Annotated in this window: 23 protein-coding genes, 1 tRNA gene and 1 pseudogene; 16 read left to right on the forward strand and 9 right to left on the reverse strand. The window is 72.9% G+C overall.

The features are described 5' to 3' along the window. The 6 genes and pseudogenes from HDR73_RS13320 to HDR73_RS13345 all read left to right on the forward strand — a co-directional run. Positions 1-222 (forward strand): annotated as a pseudogene (locus tag HDR73_RS13320) (hypothetical protein); the annotation flags it as partial. Between the two features lie 229 nt (positions 223-451). Beyond that, positions 452-2,005, forward strand: a complete 1,554-nt coding sequence (locus tag HDR73_RS13325; protein WP_012299431.1) for a S1C family serine protease — start codon at positions 452-454, stop codon at positions 2,003-2,005. 150 nt (positions 2,006-2,155) lie between these two features. Then, positions 2,156-3,229, forward strand: a complete 1,074-nt coding sequence (locus HDR73_RS13330) for a glycosyltransferase family 2 protein (protein WP_041464620.1) — start codon at positions 2,156-2,158, stop codon at positions 3,227-3,229. Further along, positions 3,226-4,047 (forward strand): CDP-alcohol phosphatidyltransferase family protein, encoded by an 822-nt coding sequence (locus tag HDR73_RS13335; RefSeq protein WP_012299429.1) that lies wholly within the window; start codon positions 3,226-3,228, stop codon positions 4,045-4,047. Before HDR73_RS13330 ends, HDR73_RS13335 begins: the two co-directional genes overlap by 4 nt. After that, on the forward strand, positions 4,044-4,919 hold the full coding sequence (locus tag HDR73_RS13340; RefSeq protein ID WP_012299428.1) for a glycosyltransferase family 2 protein: 876 nt from the start codon (positions 4,044-4,046) through the stop codon (positions 4,917-4,919). The genes HDR73_RS13335 and HDR73_RS13340 overlap by 4 nt, the downstream gene beginning before the upstream one ends. Before the next feature lie 97 nt (positions 4,920-5,016). Then, the gene (locus tag HDR73_RS13345) at positions 5,017-6,303 is read left to right on the forward strand and encodes a CDP-glycerol glycerophosphotransferase family protein (protein ID WP_041464619.1); all 1,287 of its coding nucleotides are present in this window, start codon (positions 5,017-5,019) and stop codon (positions 6,301-6,303) included. A 42-nt stretch (positions 6,304-6,345) separates the two neighbouring features. Here the strand turns inward: HDR73_RS13345 and HDR73_RS13350 are convergent, their stop codons facing one another. Further along, a complete protein-coding gene (locus HDR73_RS13350; protein ID WP_012299426.1) occupies positions 6,346-7,095 on the reverse strand; it encodes a hypothetical protein in 750 nt (249 codons plus the stop codon). Positions 7,096-7,249: 154 nt separating this feature from the next. On the opposite strand from HDR73_RS13350, the gene HDR73_RS13355 reads away from it, so the two are divergent. Next, positions 7,250-7,573, forward strand: a complete 324-nt coding sequence (locus HDR73_RS13355) for a helix-turn-helix domain-containing protein (RefSeq protein ID WP_012299425.1) — start codon at positions 7,250-7,252, stop codon at positions 7,571-7,573. Here the strand turns inward: HDR73_RS13355 and HDR73_RS13360 are convergent. The 4 genes from HDR73_RS13360 to HDR73_RS13375 form a co-directional block, all read right to left on the reverse strand. After that, on the reverse strand, positions 7,563-7,874 hold the full coding sequence (locus HDR73_RS13360; protein WP_012299424.1) for a hypothetical protein: 312 nt from the start codon (positions 7,872-7,874) through the stop codon (positions 7,563-7,565). The genes HDR73_RS13355 and HDR73_RS13360 overlap by 11 nt on opposite strands. Before the next feature lie 84 nt (positions 7,875-7,958). Further along, a complete protein-coding gene (locus HDR73_RS13365; protein ID WP_012299423.1) occupies positions 7,959-8,738 on the reverse strand; it encodes an ABC transporter ATP-binding protein in 780 nt (259 codons plus the stop codon). Further along, the gene (locus tag HDR73_RS13370; protein WP_049791923.1) at positions 8,738-9,556 is read right to left on the reverse strand and encodes an ABC transporter permease; all 819 of its coding nucleotides are present in this window, start codon (positions 9,554-9,556) and stop codon (positions 8,738-8,740) included. The genes HDR73_RS13365 and HDR73_RS13370 overlap by 1 nt, the downstream gene beginning before the upstream one ends. An 18-nt stretch (positions 9,557-9,574) precedes the next feature. Next, the gene (locus HDR73_RS13375; RefSeq protein WP_012299421.1) at positions 9,575-10,267 is read right to left on the reverse strand and encodes a phosphocholine cytidylyltransferase family protein; all 693 of its coding nucleotides are present in this window, start codon (positions 10,265-10,267) and stop codon (positions 9,575-9,577) included. Between the two features lie 293 nt (positions 10,268-10,560). On the opposite strand from HDR73_RS13375, the gene HDR73_RS13380 reads away from it, so the two are divergent. From HDR73_RS13380 to HDR73_RS13390, 3 genes are all read left to right on the forward strand, one after another. After that, positions 10,561-12,504, forward strand: coding sequence for an ATP-binding cassette domain-containing protein (locus tag HDR73_RS13380; RefSeq protein ID WP_012299420.1), 1,944 nt, complete (start codon positions 10,561-10,563; stop codon positions 12,502-12,504). Continuing rightward, positions 12,480-14,051: a hypothetical protein gene (locus HDR73_RS13385; RefSeq protein WP_012299419.1), complete on the forward strand. Its 1,572-nt coding sequence runs from the start codon at positions 12,480-12,482 to the stop codon at positions 14,049-14,051. The genes HDR73_RS13380 and HDR73_RS13385 overlap by 25 nt, the downstream gene beginning before the upstream one ends. A gap of 61 nt (positions 14,052-14,112) precedes the next feature. Further along, the gene (locus tag HDR73_RS13390; protein WP_012299418.1) at positions 14,113-14,400 is read left to right on the forward strand and encodes a DUF3039 domain-containing protein; all 288 of its coding nucleotides are present in this window, start codon (positions 14,113-14,115) and stop codon (positions 14,398-14,400) included. Between the two features lie 49 nt (positions 14,401-14,449). Here HDR73_RS13390 and HDR73_RS13395 read toward each other — a convergent pair whose 3' ends face one another. Beyond that, positions 14,450-15,763, reverse strand: a complete 1,314-nt coding sequence (locus HDR73_RS13395) for a nicotinate phosphoribosyltransferase (RefSeq protein WP_012299417.1) — start codon at positions 15,761-15,763, stop codon at positions 14,450-14,452. Positions 15,764-15,853: 90 nt separating this feature from the next. Here HDR73_RS13395 and HDR73_RS13400 point away from each other — a divergent pair, with 90 nt between their 5' ends. The 5 genes from HDR73_RS13400 to HDR73_RS13420 all read left to right on the forward strand — a co-directional run bounded on the left by HDR73_RS13400 (position 15,854) and on the right by HDR73_RS13420 (position 20,666). Then, the gene (locus HDR73_RS13400; protein WP_012299416.1) at positions 15,854-17,317 is read left to right on the forward strand and encodes a cryptochrome/photolyase family protein; all 1,464 of its coding nucleotides are present in this window, start codon (positions 15,854-15,856) and stop codon (positions 17,315-17,317) included. Between the two features lie 58 nt (positions 17,318-17,375). Beyond that, on the forward strand, positions 17,376-18,260 hold the full coding sequence (murI, locus tag HDR73_RS13405; RefSeq protein ID WP_012299415.1) for a glutamate racemase: 885 nt from the start codon (positions 17,376-17,378) through the stop codon (positions 18,258-18,260). An 8-nt stretch (positions 18,261-18,268) separates the two neighbouring features. Next, complete coding sequence (rph, locus tag HDR73_RS13410; protein ID WP_012299414.1) at positions 18,269-19,006, forward strand: ribonuclease PH; 738 nt, start codon at positions 18,269-18,271, stop codon at positions 19,004-19,006. Positions 19,007-19,016: 10 nt separating this feature from the next. Then, positions 19,017-19,625, forward strand: a complete 609-nt coding sequence (rdgB, locus tag HDR73_RS13415; protein ID WP_041464618.1) for an RdgB/HAM1 family non-canonical purine NTP pyrophosphatase — start codon at positions 19,017-19,019, stop codon at positions 19,623-19,625. 90 nt (positions 19,626-19,715) lie between these two features. After that, on the forward strand, positions 19,716-20,666 hold the full coding sequence (locus tag HDR73_RS13420) for a cation diffusion facilitator family transporter (RefSeq protein ID WP_041464995.1): 951 nt from the start codon (positions 19,716-19,718) through the stop codon (positions 20,664-20,666). Between the two features lie 70 nt (positions 20,667-20,736). On the opposite strand, the gene HDR73_RS13425 is transcribed toward HDR73_RS13420, so the two are convergent. The 3 genes from HDR73_RS13425 to HDR73_RS13435 all read right to left on the reverse strand — a co-directional run bounded on the left by HDR73_RS13425 (position 20,737) and on the right by HDR73_RS13435 (position 22,652). Beyond that, complete coding sequence (locus tag HDR73_RS13425; RefSeq protein WP_012299411.1) at positions 20,737-21,459, reverse strand: DedA family protein; 723 nt, start codon at positions 21,457-21,459, stop codon at positions 20,737-20,739. 124 nt (positions 21,460-21,583) lie between these two features. Further along, a complete protein-coding gene (locus HDR73_RS13430; RefSeq protein WP_012299410.1) occupies positions 21,584-22,507 on the reverse strand; it encodes a D-cysteine desulfhydrase family protein in 924 nt (307 codons plus the stop codon). Positions 22,508-22,567: 60 nt separating this feature from the next. Then, positions 22,568-22,652, reverse strand: a tRNA-Leu gene (locus HDR73_RS13435). A gap of 32 nt (positions 22,653-22,684) precedes the next feature. Here HDR73_RS13435 and xylB point away from each other — a divergent pair. Further along, complete coding sequence (xylB, locus tag HDR73_RS13440; protein ID WP_012299409.1) at positions 22,685-24,118, forward strand: xylulokinase; 1,434 nt, start codon at positions 22,685-22,687, stop codon at positions 24,116-24,118. The last annotated feature ends 27 nt before the right edge of the window (positions 24,119-24,145 follow it).

Below are 24,145 nucleotides of genomic sequence, written 5' to 3' on the forward strand. Positions count from 1 at the left end.
ACGGCGACGGACACGAGTCACGTGTATCCGAGCGTCGGTGTCCGGCAGGTGACGTTGACGATCGCGTACTCGCCCAGCTACCGCTTCGACGGCGGTGGGTGGCAGCAGATCCCGGGCACGCTCCCGGTGCAGGTGGGTCCGGTCACGCTTCGCGTCCTCCAGGGGTCGACGGTGCTGGTCGGGGGTGCGTGCGGGACCCGCGACGCCGGACCCGGGTGCTGACTCCCGTCCGAGCTGGCGAGAGGTCGCGGACGACGAGTCGCACGGCGTGACCCCGAGCGGCGCGCACGCCGTGGCCGCGTACGCTCGTGGCAGCATGCGAGCCGAGCAACTCCGGGCCTGAGCTGCCGACGTCCTCCCGTCACCTGGCGGGCGGTCCGCTGTCAGCGCTGCCATAGGGAACGCTCAGACTCGCCCTGAATGCTGGCACGACCTGAGAGGAGCACCACCGATGACGGACAGAAGCCACGGCGAAGACGAGCACGAGGGCGGCCGCGAGGTCGACGGCCGAGCCGAGCGCTCCTCGACGGAGGCACCGTCGTCCACCGCCCCTCAGCCCGGTGACGGCGGATCCGCCTGGCCGGCGCCCGCAGGTCCCGCCGCCGCATCCCACCCCGCGCCCACGAACCCGGACCAGCGGGACACCCTGGCCTACGGCTCGAACGCGCCGACGGATCACACCGCGACCGCGCCGCTCGCTGGTCCCGCAGCCGAAGGTCACGAGCCGGTCGGCAGTACCACGACAGCTCCTCCCAAGAAGAAGACGAACAAGGCCCTGCCCCTCGTCGCCATGCTCGCCGTCGGCGCGCTCATCGGCGGTGCCGCCGGCGGGCTCACGACCTGGGCCATCGCGCACGACGACGCCTCCACCGAGGCGGTCAGCCAGTCTCCCGCGAACATCACCGTCAACGACCCGGACAACGCGACGCCCATCACGGCCGTCGCCGCGAAGGTCTCGGGATCCGTCGTCACCATCGACGTGGCGGGCGCTCAGGCCGGCGGCACGGGCTCCGGGGTCATCCTCTCCAGCGACGGCTACGTCCTGACCAACACGCACGTCGTGACGCTCGACGGCCAGACCGGCGACGCCACCATCCAGGTCAAGACGGCGGACGGCGCCCTGTACTCGGCGAAGCTGGTCGGCACGGATCCCGTGGTCGACCTGGCGGTCATCAAGCTCGACGACGCGAGCGGCCTCACGCCCATCGACTTCGCCGACTCGTCCAAGCTCAACGTCGGCGACACCGCCATCGCCATCGGCGCCCCGCTCGGCCTCTCCGGCACCGTCACCGACGGGATCGTCAGCGCGCTCGACCGGAGCATCCAGGTCGCGTCCTCGGCAGCGCCGACGACCCCGGGCGACGGCAGCCAGAGCGACGAGACGCCCTTCAACTTCTGGCCGTTCGGCAACGAGGGCCAGGGCGGATCGGGCGGTCAGGGCGGATCGGGTGGGCAGGGCGGTCAGGGCGGATCCGGGGCCCAGGGCCAGGCCGCCGCGTCGATCAACCTCGCGGTCATCCAGACCGACGCGGCCATCAACCCCGGCAACTCGGGTGGCGCGCTCCTCGACGGGGACGGCAAGCTCATCGGCGTCAACGTCGCCATCGCGAACGCGGGCGGCACCAGCTCCACCGCCGGCAGCATCGGCGTCGGCTTCGCCATCCCGTCGAACCTGGCGAAGCGCGTCGGCCAGGAGATCATCCAGGACGGCAAGGCGTCGCACGGGCTCCTCGGGGCGAGCGTCCGCGACGTCGCCAAGGGTGACTCCTCGACTCCCGTCGGCGGCGCGTTCATCGCCGAGGTCCAGAGCGGCGGGGCGGCGCCCGCCGCGGGGCTGAAGCAGGGCGACATCGTGACCGCGTTCGGCAGCATCCCGATCAGCAAGGCGAGCGACCTGACGGCACAGGTGCGTGCCCTCGCGGGCGGCAGCGACGTCGAGCTCACCGTGATCCGCGGTGGGCAGAAGCAGCAGGTCGACGTGAAGCTCGGCACGCTCCAGCAGTAGTCGGGCGCATCGCGAGGGGCGGATCGGCGGACGCCGGTCCGCCCTTCGTCGTCCGCGACCGGCGGGCGGCCGACGGGGAGGCTGGTAAACTCCTGCGAGGCTCGGCCCCCGACAGGCCCCGGCCGCACCTCCCTCAAGAGATCGGCTCAGATGGCGCACCACCCGCGACGCGACCCCGTCGCCGGCAGCCCCGGCGACCTCCCCGCCGTCTCGTACGTCATGCCGATCCTCAACGAGGTGGCCCACGTCCGTGCCGCCGTCGACAGCATGATGCGGCAGGACTACGCCGGCGACTTCGAGGTCGTGCTTGCGCTCGGTCCGAGCACCGACGGCACGACCGAGGTCGTCCGCGAGATGTCGCGTGCCGATCCCCGCATCACGAGCGTCGACAACCCCACGGGATCCACGCCGGGCGGCCTCAATGCGGCCATCCGCGCCACGCGCCACCCCGTCGTCATCCGCGTCGACGCGCACTCGCTCCTGCCGCGCGACTACACGCGCATCGCGGTGGAGACGCTGCACGCCACGGGCGCGGACAACGTCGGCGGACTCATGTCGGCCGAGGGCCGGACGCCGTTCGAGAAGGCTGTCGCCCGGGCCTACGGCGCCCGGGTCGGGCTCGGCGGCACCGCGCACCACGTCGGCGGCAAGGAGGGGCCGGCGGAGACCGCGTACCTCGGCGCCTTCCGTCGCGAGCGTCTGCTCGAGGTCGGGCTCTTTGACGAGGGCGTGCGTCGAGGCCAGGACTGGGAGCTCAACCGCCGGCTCCGGCAGAGCGGCGGCCTCGTCTGGTTCACGCCGCGGATGAAGGTCACCTACCGTCCGCGCTCCACGTTCCGCTCGCTCATCCGCCAGTTCTTCGCCACCGGGCTCTGGCGCGGGGAGCTCGCGCGGCGCTACACGCGTCAGAACTCCGTGCGGTACTTCGTGCCGCCGGTCGCCGTCGCCGGGGTGGCCGCCGGCCTCGTCCTCGGCACCGCGGGACTCGTCGGCGCCGCGCTCGGCATGCCGGGACTGCGCCGCCTCGTCGGCGCGTTCGTCGCGCCGGGCGTCTACGCCGGCTTCGTGCTGATCAGCACCGTATCCGTGGCCTCCCGGGACGGCGCCGCGACGATGCTGCGCTTCGCGGCGGTCCTCCCGTCCATCCACTTCAGCTGGGGCACCGGGTTCGTCCTCGGCTTCCTCGAGCTCACCGACGACCTCGACGGGCACACCGGCCGATGAGCAGCGCTCCCGGCACCGGCGACCGCGGCCTGCCCTCCTCCATCGCGGAGCTCCGTCGGGTGACGCAGCCGCCCGACGTCCGGCTGCGGGCGAACGCCGAGCACTGGACGGCGCACCTCTACCTCCGCGACCTCTCGCCATACCTCACCTGGCTGCTCCTGCGCACCCGGATCAGCGCCAACGGCGTGACCGTCGTCATGATCCTCACGGGCTGGGCGGCCGCCGCCGCGCTCCTGATCCCCGGCATCGGGGGAGCGGCCCTCGCGCTGGTCCTCGGCCAGCTGCAGATGCTGGTGGACTGCTGCGACGGCGAGGTGGCGCGCTGGCGCCGCACGTCGTCGCCGGTCGGCCACTTCCTCGACGCCGTCGGCCACTACTCGACGGAGACGCTCATCGCGCTCGCCCTCGGGATCCGTGCCGCGGTCTACCCGTTCGAGGCACCCGGCGACCTGCCGTGGACCACCCTCGCGTTCGCCCTGGCGCTCGTCATCGTGCTGAACAAGGCGCTGAACGACATGGTGCGCGTGGCGCGCGCCTCCGCTGACCTGCCCAAGGCCCCCGTCGGCGCCGGTACGGTCGCGTCCCAGCACTCCCTGATCGCCACGGCACGGCGCATCGTGCGGTTCCTGCCCTTCCACCACATGTTCCACTCGGTGGAGCTCACCATCGTGACCTTCGTCGTCGCGCTCGTCGGCCTCGTCGCGGGTCAGCCGGAGACCGACCGGGTGTTCCTCGCGGTCCTGGTGCCGCTCGCGGTGCTCGCCCTCGTCGGGCACTTCGTGATGATCGTCACCTCCCGTCGGCTGACGTCCGCGTGACGGGGAGCCTGCCCCGCGTGGGCGTGGTCATCCTCAGCCAGGGCCGTCGGCCGGAGGGACTCGCGGCCGCGATCGCCTCCGTCCTGCGGCAGGAGCGCGTGTCGACGGACGTGGTCGTGGTCGGCAACGGCTGGGATCCCCAGGGTCTCCCCGACGGCGTGCGGGGCCTGCACCTGCCGGAGAACCTCGGCATCCCGGCGGGTCGCAACGCGGGCGTCCCGCTCGTCGTCGGCGAGACGCTGTTCTTCCTCGACGACGACGAGACCGTCCCCAGCGCGGCGTTCCTCGCGGACTGCCTCGAGCTGATGCGCCGCGCCGACGACGTCGCGCTCATCCAGCCGCGCATCGTCGACCCGACGGGCGCCGCCACACCGCGCCGCTGGATCCCACGCATCCGCAAGGGCGACCCCGCGCGCGCGAGCGCGGTGATGTCCGTCCTGGAGGGCGCCGTCGTGGTCCGCCGTGACGCGTTCGAGGCGGCGGACGGATGGGCGGGGGAGTTCTTCTACGCCCACGAGGGGATCGAGCTGGCGTGGCGGATCTGGGACCAGGGCCTGCGCGCCTGGTACGCCGGCGACCTCGTGGCGCACCACCCCGCCGTCGCCCCCACACGGCACGCGGAGTACCACCGCCTCACGGCGCGCAACCGGGTCTGGCTGGCACGGCGCAACCTGCCGCTGCCGCTCGTCCCCGTGTACGTGGGGTCGTGGACGGCGGTGCAGCTGATCCGCAGCGCACGGAACCGCGACGGGCTCGGCACGTGGCTGCGTGGGTGGCGCGAGGGATGGACGACGTCGCCCGGGCCGCGTCGGCCGATGTCGTGGGGCACCGTCGTCCGCATGACGCGCGCGGGCAGGCCGCCCGTCATCTGATCGTGATCCCGCCCCGCTCGGTCACGATCGCACACCGTTCCGCGCCCCCGGCCGGGGCTGGTCAGGAGCCGCCGGGAGCGCTGGCTACGGTGGATGCATGGGTCTCCTGAACGACGCTCGCCTCGGCGTGCGCGCTGTCCGCTCGCTGGTCCGCCAGCGCCGGGCGCGCGGGACCCTGCAGCGCAAGCTCGCGGTCCGCGCCCCCTCGCCCCGGGGCGAGTACCGCATCGCCGTGTACTTCGCCGACTCGGCCGTGAACATGTACCAGATCCGCCAGTGGTACCGGCCGCTCGTGGAGCTGGCGCGCACGCATCCGGTCGTCATCCTCAGCCGCCACCCGGGCGGGGCCAACGCGCTCCTCGACGAGAGCCCCCTCCCGGTGGAGTACGTGCGTCGGGTCGCCGACCTCGAGCAGGTCATCGCGGAGCAGGACATCCGCATCGTCCTCTACGTCAACCAGAACACCCGGAACTTCCAGATGATGCGGTACGGGCGCCGCTGGCACGTCTTCGTCAACCACGGCGAGTCCGACAAGATGTACATGACGACCAACCAGTTCAAGGCGTACGACTACAGCCTCATCGCGGGCGATGCCGCTCGCGCCCGGCTCGGCAAGGTCCTCTGGGACTACGACCTCGACCGCCGCGCGATCCCCATCGGCCGGCCGCAGGCGGACCACTACTCCGGCGAGCTGCCCTACGCGCCCGACGACCGCACGGTCGTGCTGTACGCCCCCACCTGGGAGGGGGACCGCGCCGCCGCCGCGTACGGTTCCATCGCCACGCACGGGGTGCCGCTCGTCCGGGACCTCATCGTGACCGGGCGGCATCGGATCGTCTACCGACCGCACCCGCGGTCGGGCGTCGTCGATCCCGAGTACGCGCGCGCGAACCGCGAGATCGCCACCATGCTCGAGCGGGCCAACGCGCAGGATCCCTCGGCGCAGCACGTCGTCGACCGGTCACGCGAGCTCGCCTGGCAGCTGTCCGCCGCGGACCTCGCCATCGTCGACATCTCGGCCATGGTCTACGACCGGCTCGCGGCCGGGCGCCCGCTCCTCGTGACGCGCCCCGTGCGCCCCGAGGCGCAGATCGACACCGACGGGTACCTGTCCGACTGCGAGTGGCTGACCGCGGACGACGCGCGCGACATCGTCACCCGGCTGGACGCGCTGCAGCAGGACGCGGCGGCCGACCGCCGGCTCGCGGCGTGGGTCCGCCACTACTTCGGCGACACCTCTCCCGGGGCCGCTACAGCCCGATTCCACGAGGCGATCGAGCACCTCATGGGGGAGTGGGAGCGGCATGCGGCGTTGCACGCACGGGACGGCGACGTGGTCCCGCCGTCCGACGACCCGGTCGACGACGAGGACGAAGAGGCCTGAGCCCTTCGCGGCCGCGACGTCCGACCGCCGCGCGGAGGGCCGTCAGCCCTTGGCGGCCTTCTTCTCGGCGACGCGGATCACGCGCGGCTTCCGCTCCGGCACCGCGAGCTCGTCGGGGAATCCGGCGGGGGCGGGGCCGAAGGCCTGACGGGAGCTCGCGACGATCTTGCTGCCCAGCATGCGGTTGCCCGCACCCCCGATCACGGCGCCGATGCCGAACGGGACGGCCCGGCCGATGGCGCTCGCGCTCTGGTTCACGACGAAGCGCTTGATGAAGGCGCGCTTGATGCGGTCGGCGATGGGGCCGATGGCGAACGACGGCAGGCCCGAGGTGATGGCCCGGCCCCAGTTGGCGTTCCGGTCGACGGGCTGGCCGGAGAACTGGCCCGTGAACTGCTGGATGACCTGCGCGCCCGGGGCGCCGAGCATCATCGTCATCACGAGCGCCCGGGCGCGGGCCGGATCCTCGACGGTGATGCCGTGCACCTCCGTGATGGACTGCGCGAACAGGGCGCTCGCCTCGAGGAAGCCGGCCGTCTCCACGCCCGTGAGCGCGAGGGACACGCCGGTGCCGACGCCGGGGATGACGGCGTTCGCTCCCACGGCGGCACCACCCGCGGTGACGGCGGCCAGGAAGCGCTTCTCGAGGATCGCGATGATGCGGTCGGGTGACGCCTCGGGGTGCCGGGCCCGGATCGAGCGGATGTGGGCGAGCACGACGGGGCGCTGCACGGACAGGAGACGATCGATGCCGGTGGCCACGGTCGGGTCGAGCTCGGAGGCGTCCTTCATGCTCCGAGCCTACGCGGGGTGCCTCCGCCGTTCGTCCCCCTCGTCGTCCTCCGGATGCAAACGCGCGATCGGGCCTATCCGCTGAGGTGCGGGCACATGCGCATGGGGCGTCGGGACTCTGGTCATTCCTCCATGTGGCGGATAGGCATGTGACATGGTCACCACCGTCTCCGACGCCGCCGCCGAGTTCGGGTCCCGCGTGCGCGAGCAGCGCCAGCGCATCGGCATCAGCCAGGAGACGCTCGCGGAGCTCTCCGGCATCCACTGGACCGCCCTCGGCAAGATCGAGCGCGGCCAGCGGAACCCGAGCCTGCGCAACATCATCAAGATCGCGAGCGGCCTTGACGTGGATGCGGGGCTGCTGGTGACGGGCCTCACGGCGGACATGCTCCCGCAGGACGACGGGGACTCGCCCGCCGAGCTGATCCGCCTGGAGCGCGAGCGCGACCGGCGCGGGACCACGCCCGTCAGAAGCTGACCCGCCACAGGTACTCGCCTCCGTCCGGCCGGAACCAGCGCACCACGAGGATCGTGTCGAGCGCCAGGTCGTCTCCGCGGATGGTGGTGGACAGGCGCTCTCCGGGACGCACGGTGACGGGAGCGCGCGACAGCATGGTGCCGGACCCGAGCAGGTGCAGCGAGATGGCGTGCAGCACCTCGTCGCCGACGTTGACCAGCGCGAAGCGCGGCCGCTCGAGCGTGCGGTCGAAGTGCCACGGCACGCGGTACGCGGGCTCGGGGTCGGGACGGGTGGGCAGGGGAGGGACCGGTCGCAGCATGCGTGCACGGTAGGCGCGGCGTGCGACGTGCGTGGCCGCGGGCCTGTGGAAGGGCGGGGTTGGGGAGGAGGGGAGCGACTCGCCTCAGGAACCGCTCGAGTCCGGCGGGTTGTGGTCGGCGTTGTAGGCGTCCATGACCTGGTCCATGGGGCCGTCGAGCACGAGGGCGCCCTTGTCGAGGTACAGGCCGCGCGTGCAGAAGCGGCGGAGGTCGCGCTCGTTGTGCGAGACGAAGAAGAGCGTGCGCCCCTCCGCGAGCATCTCCTCGATCCGGTGGTAGCACTTCTCCCGGAAGGCCCGGTCGCCCACGGCGAGCACCTCGTCCACGAGGAGCACCGGCTCGTCGAGCCGCGAGATCACGGCGAACGCGATCCTCACCTTCATGCCGCTGGACAGGTGCTTGTAGGGGGTGTCGACGAAGTCCGGGATCTCGGCGAAGGCGATGATCTCGTCGAACCGCGCGTCGATCTCCGCCTTGGACATGCCGTGGAGACCCGCCGTGAGGTAGATGTTGTCGCGCACCGTCAGGTCGTTGACGAAGCCGCCCGTGATCTCGATGAGCGGTGCGACGCCGGCATGGACGCCGATCGACCCCTCGTCGGCGATGAGCACCTCGGCGACGAGCTTGAGGAGCGTCGACTTCCCCTGGCCGTTCCTGCCGACCACGCCGATCGCCTCGCCCGCCCGCACCTCGAAGGAGACGTGGCGCAGCGCCCAGAACTCGCCCGGACGGGCGCGGCGCGCCGATCCGGCGAAGAGGTCCTTGAAGCTCCGTCTGGCTTTGCGGTTGCGACGGAAGCGGATGCCCGCGTCCTCGACCGCGAGGACGGTCCGGTCGGTCGGCTCCGGGTGCGACGCGCCCATCAGATCTCCTTCAGCACGGCGGGCAGGGAGCGCCGGAAGACCAGCGAGCCGACGAGCACCAGCACCGCGGAGATGGCCGCGCTCACCCCGACCGCGTACCAGTCGAGCTCGGAGGGGAAGAACGCCGCGCGGTAGAGGCCGAAGATGCCGGTGAGGGGGTTGAGCGCGGCCCAGGGGTGCAGGTCGGCGGGCAGGTCGCTCGACGAGTAGACGATGGGGGAGGCGTAGAAGAGGAAGCGCAGCACGAGCTTCACGGCGCGCTCGAGGTCGCGGAAGAACACGACGAGCGGCGCGACGATCAGCCCGATGCCGAGGAGCAGCGCCGCCTGGATGAGCACGGCGAGCGGCAACAGCAGCACAAGTACGTCGAGTCGGGCGCCCGCGACGATCGCGAAGACGGCCAGGACCGGGAGGCTCGCGACGAACTCGAAGCCCTTCGCGAGCACGAGCCGGAGCACCCAGATGCTGCGCGGGATCCGCGTGGAGCGGACGAGCTTGGCCTGCGAGCTGAACGCCCTGGTGAAGTCGCTCGTCGCGCCCGTGAACCACATCCAGGGGAGGAGCGCCGCGAGCAGGAAGACGATGTACGGCTCCTCGCCGACGTCGCGCGAGAACACGACGGTGAAGACGAACCAGTAGATGCCCGACATGACCAGCGGGTCGAGGATCGACCAGAACCAGCCGAGCGCGCTCGTGGAGTAGCGGACCTTCAGGTCTCGCGTCGTGAGGAGCCAGAGCGACCGGCGGTAGCGGGCGACGGGGGTGCGGGATGCGCGACCGGGGCTGGCGGCATCGCGCACGACGGGGATCCTCTGCATCAGCATCCCCGAGGCGGTCTAGACGAAGAGGTTGGCCCTCTCGAGGTCCTCTGCGAAGTCGACCTCGACCGCGTACAGGTCGGAGATGTCTACCGGTTCGACGAGCAGGGAGTCCTGCTCGATCGCCAACTCTATTCCACGCTCGAAGTAGTCCTGGTCGGCGACCCGGGCCAGCTGGCGGATGAGGACGGGCTTGTCGGCCGTGGAGACGTAGTTGATGCCGACGGCCTCGCCGAGGCCGCCCTTCACCGTCTTGGACAGCTCGCGGATGAAGCCCTCGGGGCTGGTCGTGTACTTGACCTCCTCGTCGGAGACGCGGGAGGTGTTGACCGTGACGAACGACTGGTCGCGGGCGATCATCGCGGCGGCGCGGCGGAGGATCATCGGGTCGAAGACGACGTCGCCGTTCATCCAGAGGACGCCGCCGGGTGCCGAGGCGCGCAGTGCGCGGAGCAGGCTCTTCGACGTGTTCGTCTGGTCGTACTGCTCGTTGTAGATGTAGTCGGCGTCCGGGAAAGCGTCGATGATGTGGTCGAGCTTGTAGCCGACCACGATGCTGACCCGGGCGTCGTCGCCGAGGCCGAAGCGGATGTTGTCGAACTGCTGGCCCATGATGGTGCGGCCGTCGCTCAGCTCGGTGAGGGGCTTGGGGAGGCTGCGTCCGAGTCGGCTGCCCATGCCAGCCGCCAGGATGACTACCTGCGTCGTCATGTGTTCTCCGTTCCATGCGGGGTGTCGAGCCCGACCAGCGGCCCTCGGGCACCGAGGGTTCGCCGGGACTTCACTCGCGGGTTTCCTGTTCGACACGCCGTCATGTCTCCCCTATCGTAGGCCGCAGGTGGGGAAATAGGCGGGATCCAGGGTGGGGTCGTGTCCCTTTCGTGATGTGGACGGCCTCCGACCGCGGTCCCGTCCCGCCCTCCTCCGCCGTCGACCCGACCTCGTGCGCGGACCTCCGAGGACGCCGCACCGGGCACGGAGGACCGCCTTGCTAACGTGGGGCCGTGACCGACGCCCCCGACGAGACGACCCCCACCGACGCCACGTCCGACTCCTCCGCGGAGCCCCGGGATCACACGGATCGCGCTGCATCGCTCCCCGCCGAGGAGCCGCTGGCAGACGCCGCCCCTGCCGAGCCCGAGGCCACGGGCACGGTCGCCGAGGCCGCCCCGCCGCGACCGCCGCGCCCCGGTCAGCGCGTCCCGCGTCGTGCCACCGCGCCGTCGCCGCGGACCGCGCCCGCCGTCATCGTGGCGCCGACGCCGCCCCGGGTGAAGCCGACCTCCGTGGTCGCGCCCGTGTCGCGGTCGACCGCCGCGGCAGCCGAGGGCGATGGGGGCAGCGCGGCCACGACGTCACGTCCTCCACGCGTCCGGCGGCGCACCCGCGTGCAGCGTGCGGCGGGGAGCGCCGAGGTCGCCCCGGGCGCCGGGAGCGGCACGGCACCGGGCCCGGTCGATGACGAGACGGCGGCGGGCTCCACCGCGGGCTCGGCTGCGACTCCCGTCAAGGATCCGGATGCGGCGCCCCAGGACGGTCCCGAGGCCACGCGGCCGGACCGCGACGGTCTGACGGAGCTCAGCAGCATGTTCACGGACGCTGATCCGCAGCCCGCTGTCGAGCCCGTGCACGCCGTCGTGGAGCAGCACGTCGCCCCGCCGGACGACGACGCGGCACCGGATCCCGCGGATCGACCGCGTGCGTCCCCGCCGGCTGCCGAGGCGGACGTCCCCGCGGACGTCGAGGCGACGGATCCGGAGCGGGTGGCTCACGAGGACGTCGATGAGCCGGAGCCGGACGTGGAAGCGTCCACCGAGGCCGAGCGCGAGCCCGACCTCATGATCGAGCCGGCCTCCAGTCCCGTCGACCTGCCCGATGCCCAGCAGGACGTCGTCGCGGAGGACGAGCCCGAGGCGGATTCCGCGCCGGAGCCGGAGGCGGAGCCCGCCGTCGAGGCGGATCCCCTCGCGGCGTCCGAGCCGGTCGTCGGGGTCGTCACCGCGACCGCGTCCGTCGCGGACGACGACGAGCCGGCACCCGGTCCGGATCCCGAGCCCGCCCGCACCGTGACCGTCCGCACCGACAGCCTCACCGCGCCGCGCTCGACCCGGCCCGGCCTCGCGGGCGTCGCCGAGACCGCCCTCACGCCGTCCGTGCGCGGCGACCGCGCCGCCGCTCCGGAGCTCGGGGACGACGTCCTCGTCATCGACGGCCTGACCAAACGCTTCGACGAGAAGGTCGCCGTCGACGACATCGCGCTCACCGTCCGCGCCGGCTCCTTCTACGGCATCGTCGGCCCGAACGGCGCGGGCAAGACGACGACCATGTCCATGGTCACGGGTCTCCTCCGGCCCGACGCGGGCACCGTCACCGTCAACGGGATCGACGTCTGGGCCGACCCGCTCACCGCGAAGCGGAGCATCGGCGTGCTGCCGGACCGACTCCGGCTCTTCGACCGCCTCACCGGTGCCCAGCTGCTGCACTACTCGGGCGCCCTGCGGGGGCTCGACGACGCGGAGATCCGCAGCCGCTCGGCCGACCTGATCGCCGCATTCGGGCTCGAGGACGCCGTCGGACGGCTCGTCACCGACTACTCGGCGGGCATGACCAAGAAGGTCGCGCTGGCCTGCGCCATGATCCACTCGCCGCGCATGCTCGTCCTCGACGAGCCGTTCGAGTCGGTCGACCCGGTGTCGGCGGCGAACGTGGTCGAGATCCTGCAGGACTACGTGGCGCACGGCGGCACGGTCGTGCTGTCGAGCCACGGCATGGACTTCATCCAGCGCATCTGCGACCACGTCGCGATCATCGTCAACGGCCGTGTGCTCGCCGCGGGCACCATGGACGAGGTCCGCGCGGGCCGCTCGCTGGAGGAGCGCTTCGTGGCGCTGGCCGGCGGTCGACGCACGGCGGAGGGGTTCTCGTGGTTGCACTCGTTCTCCGACTGAGGCTCGCCCTCCTCGCCAACGCCTTCCGCCGCAGCCCCTGGCAGGTCCTCGGGCTGGTCGCGGCCGGCGTCTACGGGCTCCTCGTCACGGTGCTCGCCGTCGGCGCGCTCGCGGGTCTCCGCGACGCGGACGTCGCATCCGCGCGGGACGTCGTCGTGGCAGGTGGCGCGCTCGTCGTCCTGGGGTGCCTCGTCGTGCCGCTCGTGCTCGGCAGCCAGGACGCCATGGATCCGCGCCGGTTCGCGCCGTACGGCATCGAGCCCCGGCGACTCGCCGTGGCGCTGGCCGCCGCCGCCGCCGTCAGCGTCCCGGGAGCGGTCCTCGTGGTCGTGGCGCTGACCACCGTGGTCACCTGGGCCCGCGACCCGCTCACGGCCCTCGTCGCCGTGGTCTCCACCTGCGCCGCGGTCGTCACGTGCGTGCTCGTCGCCCGGATCAGCACCGTCCTCTCCTTCGTGCTGCTCAGCACGCGGCGGGCGCGCGAGGCGACCGGCCTCGGAGCCGGCCTCGTCGCCGTGCTCCTCGTGCCCGCGGTCATCGCGCTCGCGCAGGCCGACCTCCTCGACGACGGGCTCCGTCCCGTGCGCGGCGTGCTGGGTGCCATCGCCTGGACCCCGCTCGGCGCGGCCTGGTCCGCTCCCGCGGCAGCCGTCGCCGGCGACGGCGGTGCGGCCGCGGGGATGCTGCTCGTGGCCGTCGCCTCCGCCGCGCTCCTGGCGCTCGCCTGGATCCGCCTGGTGCCGTGGGCCCTCACGGCACCCGACCGCGCCGGCGGCGGTCGCGTGCAGGACGGCCTCGGCTGGTTCGGCCGCTTCGGCGCCACGCCCGCGGGCGCGGTGGCCGCACGGAGCGTCACCTACTGGATCCGCGACCCGCGGTACCGGGCCACGCTCGTGCTGATCCCCGTGCTCCCGCTCGTGCTCCTCATCCCGCTCGTGATCGTGGACGTGGACGCGCACGTCCTCGCCCTCGTGCCCCTGCCGGTGATGGCGCTGTTCCTCGGCTGGAGCGCGCACAACGACACCGCGCACGACCACACCGCAGTCTGGCTGCACGTCGTCTCGGGCATCCGCGGCGTCGCGGACCGCGTCGGCCGCCTCGTGCCGGTCCTCGCGATCGGCGTCCCGCTCGTCGCGATCGGCGCGCCGCTCAGCGCGCTCGGCTTCGGCGACGCATCGGTCCTGCCCTCCGTCATCGGGGTCAGCGGCGGCGTACTGCTCGTCGGCATGGGGCTCGCCTCGCTCTTCTCCGCGCGGTTCCCCTATCCCGCGTCGCGGCCCGGGGACAGCCCGTTCCACGCGCCGCAGAGCGTGAGCGCCGGCGGATCCACGGTGCCCACGCTCTCCTTCCTCGCGACGGTCGTCCTCGCCCTCCCGTCCGCCTGGCTCGGTTGGATGGGGCTCGTCCACGGGGGCGCGTACCCGATCTGGTCGCTCGTTGTGGGGCTGGGCATCGGCATCGTGACGCTCGTCGCGGGCGTCGCCGGCGGCGGACGGGTGTTCGAGCGGCGCGGCCCCGAGCTGCTGGCGTTCGCGCAGCGCCACTGAGGACCGTGACGGACGCCAGCCGGCCGCCGGTTCCCGCGCGCGGGAAAAGTAGACTGGGCGCATGGTCATCCTCAGCATCGAACAGGCCCCCGGCCGGCCCGCGCAGGGCGGCGGCACCGACACCCTCGACCGCGAGCTCGAGGAGCTCCTCGAGCAGGAGACGATCGAGCCGGGGGATCACGAGCGCTTCTCGCACTACGTGAAGAAGGACAAGATCCTCGAGTCCGCGATCAGCGGCAAGCCCGTGAAGGCGCTCTGCGGTAAGAAGTGGCTGCCCGGGCGCGACCCGGAGAAGTTCCCGGTCTGCCCCGACTGCAAGCGCATCTACGAGAACATGAAGCCCGAGTAGAAGCCCGTCCGCGGCGCCTCGCGCAGTGCCGTCCGGGGTGCCGTCCGCATCAGGCCGGGGCGCCCTCCTCGGTCGGGATCGCCGGGTCGCCGGCGCGCAGCCGGAAGGCCTGGGCGGGCAGGTCGCGCACGACGCGGGCGTGGTGCTCGCGCGCAACGGCCGTGCCCTCGCGGCCCAGCCAGCGCGGATCGGGCTCGCCCGCCTCCGCCAGCGTGACGACGAGGTCGCGGTCGCCGGGGAGCGGGGCCGGGTGCGGCCCGACGGTGACGAGCTCACTCGTCGCGACCCCCTGCGCGTCGTGCCGTCGCCGCGCGCCCTTGAGCCCGCCGCGGCTCTGCTTGCCCGTCGACCGCTTCGCGACGGACACCCACTCGCCGCCGCCCGCATCGCGGTGGGCGACGAGCTTGAAGACCATGCCGGCCGCGGGGGCGCCGGATCCGGTGACGAGCGAGGTCCCGACCCCGTACGAGTCCACGGGGGAGGCGGCGAGGCCGGCGATGCCGTGCTCGTCGAGGTCGTTGGTGACCGTGATCCGCGTGCCCGTCGCGCCCAGCGCGTCGAGCTGCGCGCGCACCTCGCCGACGAGCACCGGGAGGTCGCCCGAGTCGAGGCGCACGGCGCCGAGGCCGGTGCCGGCGACGCGGACCGCGGTGTCCACGCCCTGCCGCACGTCGTAGGTGTCCACGAGCAGCGTGGTGCCCGCGCCGAGGGCCTCCACCTGGGCCCGGAACGCCTGCTCCTCGGTGTCGTGCAGGAGCGTGAACGAGTGCGCGGCCGTGCCCATGGTCGGGACGCCCCAGGTGCGGCCGGCCTCGAGGTTCGAGGTGGCGCTGAAGCCCGCGATGAAGGCGGCGCGTGCCGCGGCGACCGCCGACCGCTCGCCCGTGCGGCGGGATCCCATCTCGGCGAGCGGGCGCCCGCCGGCGACCTGCACCATGCGCGCGGCGGCGCTCGCGACCGCGGAGTCGTAGTTGAGGACGCTGAGCACCAGGGTCTCGAGGATCACGCCGTCGGCGAACGGCGCCTCGACCGTGAGGAGCGGCGAACCCGGGAAGTAGACCTCGCCCTCGCGGTAGCCCGTGATGCGACCGCGGAACCGGTAGTCGGCGAGCCAGGCGAGCGCCTCCTCGCCGACGACGCGCTCCGTGCGCAGGTACTCGAGCTCGGCGTCGCCGAAGCGGAAGTCGCGGATCAGCTCGAGGAGCCGGCCCGTGCCCGCGACCACGCCGAACCGCCGGCCGCTCGGCAGCCGCCGGGCGAAGCACTCGAAGACGCACTCGCGGTCGTGGGTGCCCGCCTTGAGCGCTGCGTCGAGCATCGTGAGCTCGTACCGGTCGGTGAGGAGGGAGGTCGCCTGGTGCACGGGGACAGCCTAGGGCGGCGTCCGGCGGGCGGGCCGTCCGCATCGCGCACGGACCGGGCCGCTGTCGGTGGTCCGGCCTAGGTTCGTGCCATGGAGCGCACACGATGGATCCTCGCCGACCAGCTGGGCGACCACTTCGACGACGGCGGGCCGATGCTGCTCATCGAGTCGCGGGGCCTGCTCGCCCGACGGCCGTACCACCGGGCCAAGGCGCACCTCATCCTGTCGGGCATCCGCCACCGCGCCCGCGCGCTGGGCGACCGGGTCGAGTTCCACCAGGTGGACCACTACCGGGAGGTCGTCGAGGGCCGGAACGACCTCGAGGTCATCGACCCCACCTCCCGCGGTCTCCGGCGCCTCGTCGCGGAGATCGGGGCGCACGTGCTGCCGAGCCGCGGCTTCGTCACCAGCGAGCAGGAGTTCGCGGAGTGGATGGCGGGCCGCACCTCGAACCGCCTCGTCATGGAGGACTTCTACCGGTGGTCGCGCGCCCGCACGGGCATCCTCATGGACGGCGACGTGCCCGTAGGCGGCCGCTGGAACTACGACCACGACAACCGCGAGCCGCCGCCGAAGGGCGCGACGAGCCTCGGCCTGCCCGAGCCGTGGTGGCCCGAGGAGGACGAGATCGACCAGGAGGTCCGGGCCGACCTCGACGAGTGGGAGCGGAAGGGGCTCGTGCGGTTCGTGGGGGAGGACGGCCCGCGGCGCTTCGCCGTCACGCCCGAGGAGGGGCGCCTCGCGCTCGACGACTTCGTGGCCAGCCGCCTCAACGACTTCGGCCCGTTCGAGGACGCGTCGCTCGCGGGGGACTGGACCATGGCGCACTCGCTGCTGAGCGCCACCATGAACATGGGGGTGCTGGATCCCGCGGACGTCATCGAGCGCATCGTCGCGGAGCACGCCGCAGGCCACGCGCCCATCCAGAGCGTCGAGGGCATCGTGCGGCAGATCATGGGCTGGCGCGACTACGTGTGGCACCTCTACTGGGCGTTCGAGGACGACTACACCTCGCAGAACCGGCTCGACGCGCACCGCGGCGTGCCCACCGCGCTGCAGGAGCTCGACGCGTCCGGCATCGAGGCGGCGTGCCTCTCCCATGTCGTCGACAAGGTCCGCACGCACGGGTGGGCGCACCACATCGAGCGGCTCATGATCCTCGGCAACCTCGCGCTCCAGCGCGGCTACGACCCGGCCGCCATGAACGACTGGTTCATCGACTCCTTCGTCGACGGCACGCCGTGGGTCATGCCGGCGAACGTCGTCGGCATGGCGCTGCACGCGGACGGCGGGCGCATGGCGACGAAGCCCTACGCGGGAGGCGGTGCGTACATCGACCGCATGTCCGACCACTGCGGGGGCTGCCCGTTCGACCCGAAGGTGCGGGTCGGCCCGACCGCCTGCCCGTACACGGCCGGCTACTGGTGGTTCCTCGACCGCAACCAGGAGCGGCTCCGCGGCAACGCGCGGATGGCCCAGCCGCTCGCCGGGCTGCGCCGGCTGAAGGACCTGCCGGAGCTCGTCGCCCAGGAGGATGCGCGGCGGTCGCTGTGACGGGGGTCGCGAGCCGTACGGCGGCAGGGGCCGACGAGCCCGCCGGTAGGCTAGGCGGATGAGCGACGCGCCGATCGGGATCTTCGACTCCGGCGTCGGCGGCCTCACCGTGGCCCGTGCGGTCGCCGCGCTCCTGCCGCGCGAGTCGATCATCTACATCGGCGACACGGCGCACACGCCCTACGGCGACAAGCCCATCGCGGACGTCCGCCGCTACGCGCTCGCGGTCCTCGACGACCTCGTCGAGCGCGGCGTCAAGATGCTCGTCATCGCGTGCAACACGGCGTCAGCGGCCATGCTCCGCGACGCCCGCGAGCGCTACGACATCCCCGTGGTCGAGGTGATCCAGCCGGCCGTGCGCACCGCCGTCAGCGTCACCCGCAACCACCGGGTGGGCGTCATCGCCACGCACGCCACCGTCACGAGCCGCGCCTACGACGACGCGTTCGCCGCGGCCCCGCACCTGGCGCTCACCTCCGCGGAAGCGCCGGACTTCGTCGGCTTCGTCGAGCGCGGCGAGACCTCCGGGCCCGAGCTCATGTCCGCCGCCGAGGGGTACCTCGCGCCCCTCCGCGCGGCGGGCGTCGACACGCTCGTGCTCGGCTGCACCCACTACCCGTTCCTCGAGGGCGCCATCTCGCTGATCATGGGACCCGACGTCACCCTCGTCTCGAGCGACACCGAGACCGCCAAGGACGTGTACCGCGAGCTGGTGTCGGCCGGCCTCGAGCGCCGCTCCGACGCCCCGCCCGTGATCCGGTACGAGGCTACCGGCGGCAGCGCCTCCGACTTCGAGACGCTCGCGCATCGCATGCTCGGCTCCGGCGTCACGCACGTCGAGCTCGTCGAGACCGGCGCCATCACCCTTCCCCGCCGACCGCGACCGGACGCGGCGACGCCTCCGGACGCGGACGGCACCCCATCCACCCCCGACCCGAGCTGAGGCCGCACATGACCGACGACACCCCCCGCCACGACGGCCGTACCGCCGACCAGCTGCGCGAGATCACGATCGAGCGGGACTGGAGCGAGCAGGCCGAGGGATCCGCCCTCATCTCCTTCGGCCGCACCCGCGTCCTCTGCACCGCGTCCTTCACGAACCGCGTGCCGCGCTGGAAGGCGGGCAGCGGCCAGGGCTGGGTCACCGCCGAGTACGCGATGCTGCCGCGCGCCACGAACGAGCGCATGGACCGCGAGGCCGTCAAGGGCAAGGTCGGCGGACGCACGCACGAGATCTCCCGTCTCATCGGCCGCAGCCTCCGCGCCGTCGTCGACATGAAGGCGCTCGGCGAGAACACCGTCGTCATCGACTGCGACGTGCTGCAGGCCGACGGCGGCACGCGCACCGCGGCGATCACGGGCGCGTACGTCGCCCTCGCCGACGCGCTCGAGTGGGGCCGCGAGAGGAAGTTCATCGCGCAGCGCGCCACGCCGCTCAAGGACAGCGTCGCCGCGGTCTCCGTCGGGATCGTCGACGGGAAGCCGCTGCTCGACCTCGCCTACGTCGAGGACGTGCGCGCGGAGACCGACATGAACGTCGTGATGACGGGCAGCGGGTCGTTCGTGGAGGTCCAGGGCACCGCCGAGGGCGCGCCCTTCGACCGCGCGGAGCTGGACGCCCTGCTCGACCTGGCGCTCGGCGGCGGCACCACGCTCACCGCGCTGCAGGCGCAGGCGCTCGGTCGCTGAGGTACCGGCCGTGATCCCGCTCGTCCTCGCCACGCACAACGCCCACAAGGTCGAGGAGCTGCGCCGGATCCTCGGTGCGCGCCTCGACGGCATCGACCTCGTCGCCTACGACGGGTCGGAGCCAGTGGAGGACGGCACGACCTTCGAGGAGAACGCGCTCATCAAGGCCCGTGCCGCCGCGCTGCACACGGGGCACGCGACGCTGGCCGACGACTCGGGAATCGGCGTCGACATCCTGGGCGGATCGCCCGGGATCTTCTCGGCGCGCTGGTCGGGGCCCGCGCGCGACAGCCGCGCGAACCTCGAGCTCCTGCTCTGGCAGCTGGGCGACGTGCCGGACGCCCACCGCGGCGCGCGCTTCACGTGCGCCGCAGCCATCGTCGTCCCCACCGCCGACGGCCTCGTCGAGCGCACCGCCCTCGGTGTGTGGGAGGGATCCGTGCTGCGCGAGGTGGCGGGGGAGGGCGGCTTCGGCTACGACCCGATCTTCCGTCCGGCCACCGGCGGCGCGAGCGCGGCGGCGCTCAGTGCGGACGAGAAGAACCGCGTCAGCCACCGAGCGCTGGCGTTCGACGCGATCATGCCCGTCGTCCGCCGGGAGCTCCTCGGCGAGGGCTGACGGCACCTCCTCACCCTCATGAGATCGGGAGTCGTTCCCGACTGCGCTCCTGGCTGGATCCGCATGACGGCGGGCCCGTACGGTGGACGCATGGCTCCCGGATCGCACGACCACGGCGCGGCCACGACCGACCGACGGCGTCTCGTGATCGCGATCGCGATCACCGCCACGGTCCTCGTGATCGCGATCGCGATCACCGCCACGGTCCTCGTGGTCGAGGTCGTCGGAGCGCTCGTCTCCGGCTCGCTCGCGCTCCTCGCCGACGCCGGCCACATGACGAGCGACCTCCTGGGCCTCGGCATCGCCCTGGTCGCCACCATCGTCGCCGCGCGTCCCGCGACCGACCGGCACACCTTCGGCTTCCAGCGCGGCGAGGTCCTCGGCGCGCTCGTGAACGGGCTGATCCTCGCGGGCGTCGCCGTCTACGTGGCCGTGCAGGGCGTCCAGCGGCTGCTCGCCCCGCAGGGCCCCGAGGTGGACCCCGGCGTCATGCTGATGGCCGCGGGCATCGGTCTCGTCGCCAACGTCGCCGCGCTGGTCGTGCTGCGCGGGGGAGCGGGCAGCTCGATCAACATGCGCGGCGCCTACCTCGAGGTGCTCGGCGACGCCTTCGGCTCCGTCGCGACCATCGCCGCGGGCGTCGTGATCCTGGTGACCGGCTTCGGCCGTGCGGACGCCATCGCATCGCTCGTCATCGCGGCGCTCATCGTGCCGCGCGCGGTCGTGCTGCTGCGGGACGTCGTGCGCGTGCTGAACGAGTCGACGCCCGTGGGCACCGAGCCCGAGCGGATCCGCGCGCACCTGCTCGAGACGCCCGGCGTCACGGCCGTGCACGACGTGCACGTGTGGGCCATCACATCCGGTTCCCCCGTCTTCACCGCCCACGTCGTCGTGGAGCAGGAGGTGTTCCGCGACGGGCGAACGGGTGAACTCCTCGACCTGCTGGCCGGCTGCCTGGACGACCACTTCGACGTCGAGCACAGCACGTTCCAGCTGGAGCCCGAGGAGCACGCCGGGCACGAGCACCGGCACCACGTCTGACCCGACCGGATGCCGCGCCGCGTATCAGCGCGCGGCCGCGGATCAGCGGGCGGGCGCGGAGCGGAGCCCGTCAGCGCCGCGGGTCGTTCGAGGGGTCCTGGTCGAACTCCTCGGGGGTGAGCGCGAGGTCCTCGCCGCTCGGCAGGACGCCGGCCGCGTCGTGCGCGTGCTTCCGTGCGCGGAGGAAGTGGATCGCCGCGGGCACGACGGTGATGAATACGGCCCCGAGCAGGACGTAGTCGATGTAGTGCGTGACGAAGTCGCGGATGGGCGGGAAGCCGTTGAGCAGGTGACCGAGGAAGGTGAGGCCCGCGCCCCAGAGGAGCGCGCCGATTGCGTTGTAGAAGGAGTACTTGCGGTAGTCCATGTGGCCGACGCCCGCGGCGATCGGCGCGAACGTGCGGACGATGGGCACGAAGCGCGCCGCGATGACCGCCAGCCCGCCGAAGCGCGCGAAGAACGCGTTGGTGCGCACGACGTTCTGGCGGCTGAAGATCCCGGAGTCCTTGCGCTCGAAGACCTTCGGTCCGGCCTTGTGGCCGATGAGGTAGCCGACCTCGCCGCCCGCGAACGCGGAGAAGGCGATCGCGAGGCAGACCCACCAGATGTCGATGCCGGTGATCCCGGGGAGGGTCAGTCCGGCGATGACGAGGAGCGTGTCGCCGGGGAAGAGGAACCCGAAGAGCAGTCCCGTCTCGGCGAAGATGATGAGGCAGATCCCGATGAGGGCGAATCCCCCGAACGACTCGATGAGGGTCGTCGAGTCGAGGAAGTCGAAGAGCTGGGGATGCACGTGGGGCTCCAGTCGTGATGGGTCGCGACGTGAGCGGAGCGACCTGTGGCAGAGCACAGGATATCGGGAGCGGCCGTCCGCCGGCCGAGACCCGGACACCCCCGGTCGAGGGACCTGGCGCGGGTCAGGCGCCGAGGTCGGCGTGGCCGAAGAGCCCCGGGACGCCGCCCGAGTGCCAGAGGACGACGCGGTCGTCCGCTCCGATGGACCCGTCGCCCACCGCGGCCGCCAGCCCCGCCGCCGCGCGGGCCGTGTAGGTGGGGTCGAGGAGGATCCCCGTCGTCCTCGCCACGAGCACGAGCGCTTCCCGGGCCTCGTCGGTGAGGTGGGCGTAGCCGGGGCCGACCCGGTCCGCGTCGATGCGCAAGGCAGCCGCCTCGATCCCCGTCCCGCGCTCCGTCAGGAACCCCGCCACCACGGCGCGCGGCTCGGCGACGGCGCCGCAGTGCACGCCGAGGACGCGCTCGGGGCCGAGCGCCTCGACGAGCCCGGCCATCGTGCCGCCGGAGCCGAGGGCGACGACCACGTGGTCGACCGCACCGACCTGCGCCGTGAGCTCGTGCCCCGCGTCGACGAAGCCCTGCACGGAGTGCGCGTCGGATCCGCCGAACGCCACGCGGTGCACGCGCGTGCCCGCACCCTCCAGCTCGGCCACGACGGACGCGGCGCGCGACTCCGCGCCCTCGTCGCCCGACCACTCGATGCGCGCGCCGAACAGCCCGTCGAGCAGCACGTTGCCGCGCGCGGCGACCTCGTGGCCCTCGAGCACCAGGACGACGTCGAGGCCGAGGGACGCGCCCGCCGCCGCCGTCATCCGCGCGTGGTTGCTCTGCGCAGCCCCTGTGGTGACCACGGTGGTGGCCCCGCGCGCGACGGCCCGGCCGAGCGAGTGCTCGAGCTTCCTGGCCTTGTTCCCGCCGCCGCCCCAGCCGATGAGGTCGTCGCGCTTCATCAGGAGCCGCTCGGGGTGCAGGCCGAGCGCCTCCGCGAGGCGGGGGACCGGGTGCACGGGGGTGGGGTCGGTCCAGAGGCGGATGCGTTCGTCCACGGGAGCTCCTCGCTGCGGGTCGGAGCGTCGCGGCGAGGAGGCCGTGGCGGGCCCCGTCGCTGGTGCGGGAGAAGGGACTTGAACCCTCACGCTCGAAAGCACAGGAACCTAAATCCTGCGTGTCTACCGATTCCACCACTCCCGCGGGTGCCCGACCAGCTTAGGACGCCCCCTAATATGTTGATCGTGACAACGAAGACACTCGTAGCAGGCATCGACTCCTCCACGCAGAGCTGCAAGGTGGTCGTCCGCGACCTCGACACGGGCGCGCTCGTGCGCTCCGGCCGCGCGTCCCACCCCGACGGGACGGAGGTGGATCCTGAACGCTGGTGGGATGCGCTGCTCGCCGCCATCGCCGACGCGGGCGGCCTCGACGACGTGGCCGCGATCTCGGTGGGCGGCCAGCAGCACGGCATGGTCTGCCTCGACGAGTCTGGCGCGGTCGTCCGCGATGCGCTCCTCTGGAACGACACCCGATCCGCCCAGGCCGCCGCCGACCTCCGCGACGAGCTCGGTGCGGACGCCTGGGCGAGCGCCACGGGCGTCGTCCCGGTCGCGTCCTTCACCGCCACCAAGCTCCGCTGGCTCCGCGACGCCGAGCCCGAGAACGCGGCCCGCGTCGCCGCCGTCGCCCTCCCGCACGACTGGCTGAACTGGCGCCTCCTCGGCCACGGCGCCGGATCCCCGGACCTCGCCGCCCTCTCCACCGACCGCTCCGACGCGAGCGGCACCGCGTACTGGTCGAGCGTCACGGGGGAGTACCGCCTCGACCTGCTGGAGCGCGCGCTCGGCCGCGTCGTCGGCCTGCCGCGCGTGCTCGGCCCCGGCGAGTCCGCCGGTGTCACCGGCGACGGCATCCCCGGCGTCCCGGCCGGCATCCCGGTCGGTCCCGGCGCGGGCGACAACGCGGCCGCCGCGCTCGGGCTCGGCGCGGTGCCGGGCGACGTGGTCGTCTCCATCGGCACGTCGGGCACGGTCTTCGCCGTCACGGCGGATCCCATCACCGACGCCACCGGCACGGTCGCCGGCTTCGCGGACGCCACGGGCAACTTCCTCCCGCTCATCGCCACCCTCAACGCCGCGCGCGTGCTCGACGGCGGCGCGCGCCTCCTCGGCGTCGACCACGCACGCCTCTCCGAGCTCGCGCTCGAGGCCCCCGCGGGATCCGACGGCCTCGTGCTCCTGCCCTACTTCGAGGGCGAGCGCACGCCGAACCTCCCCGACGCGACCGCGTCGCTCCACGGCATGACCCTCCGCAACAGCACGCCGGCGACCATGGCCCGTGCGCACGTCGAGGGCATGCTGTGCGGCCTGGCCGACGGCCTCGACGCGATCACGCGCCAGGGCGTCGAGGTGGAGCGCGTGCTCCTCATCGGCGGCGGGGCGAAGAACCGCGCCGTTCGCGAGATCGCGCCGACCATCTTCGGCGTCCCGATCCACGTGCCGGACGCGGGCGAGTTCGTCGCCGACGGCGCCGCGAAGCAGGCCGCGTGGATCCTCACGGGCAGCGTCCCCGAGTGGCCCCTGGCGGGCGACGAGGTCTTCGACGCGCCGGGCGTGCCCGCGGTGCGCGAGGCCTATGCGGCGGCGAAGGCGGAGCTGGGGTACTGAGCGTGCCGGGCCGCCGCTGACGCGTCG

It is taken from the genome of Clavibacter sp. (assembly GCF_014802555.1).
GTDB classification, from domain to species: Bacteria; Actinomycetota; Actinomycetes; order Actinomycetales; family Microbacteriaceae; genus Clavibacter; species Clavibacter sepedonicus.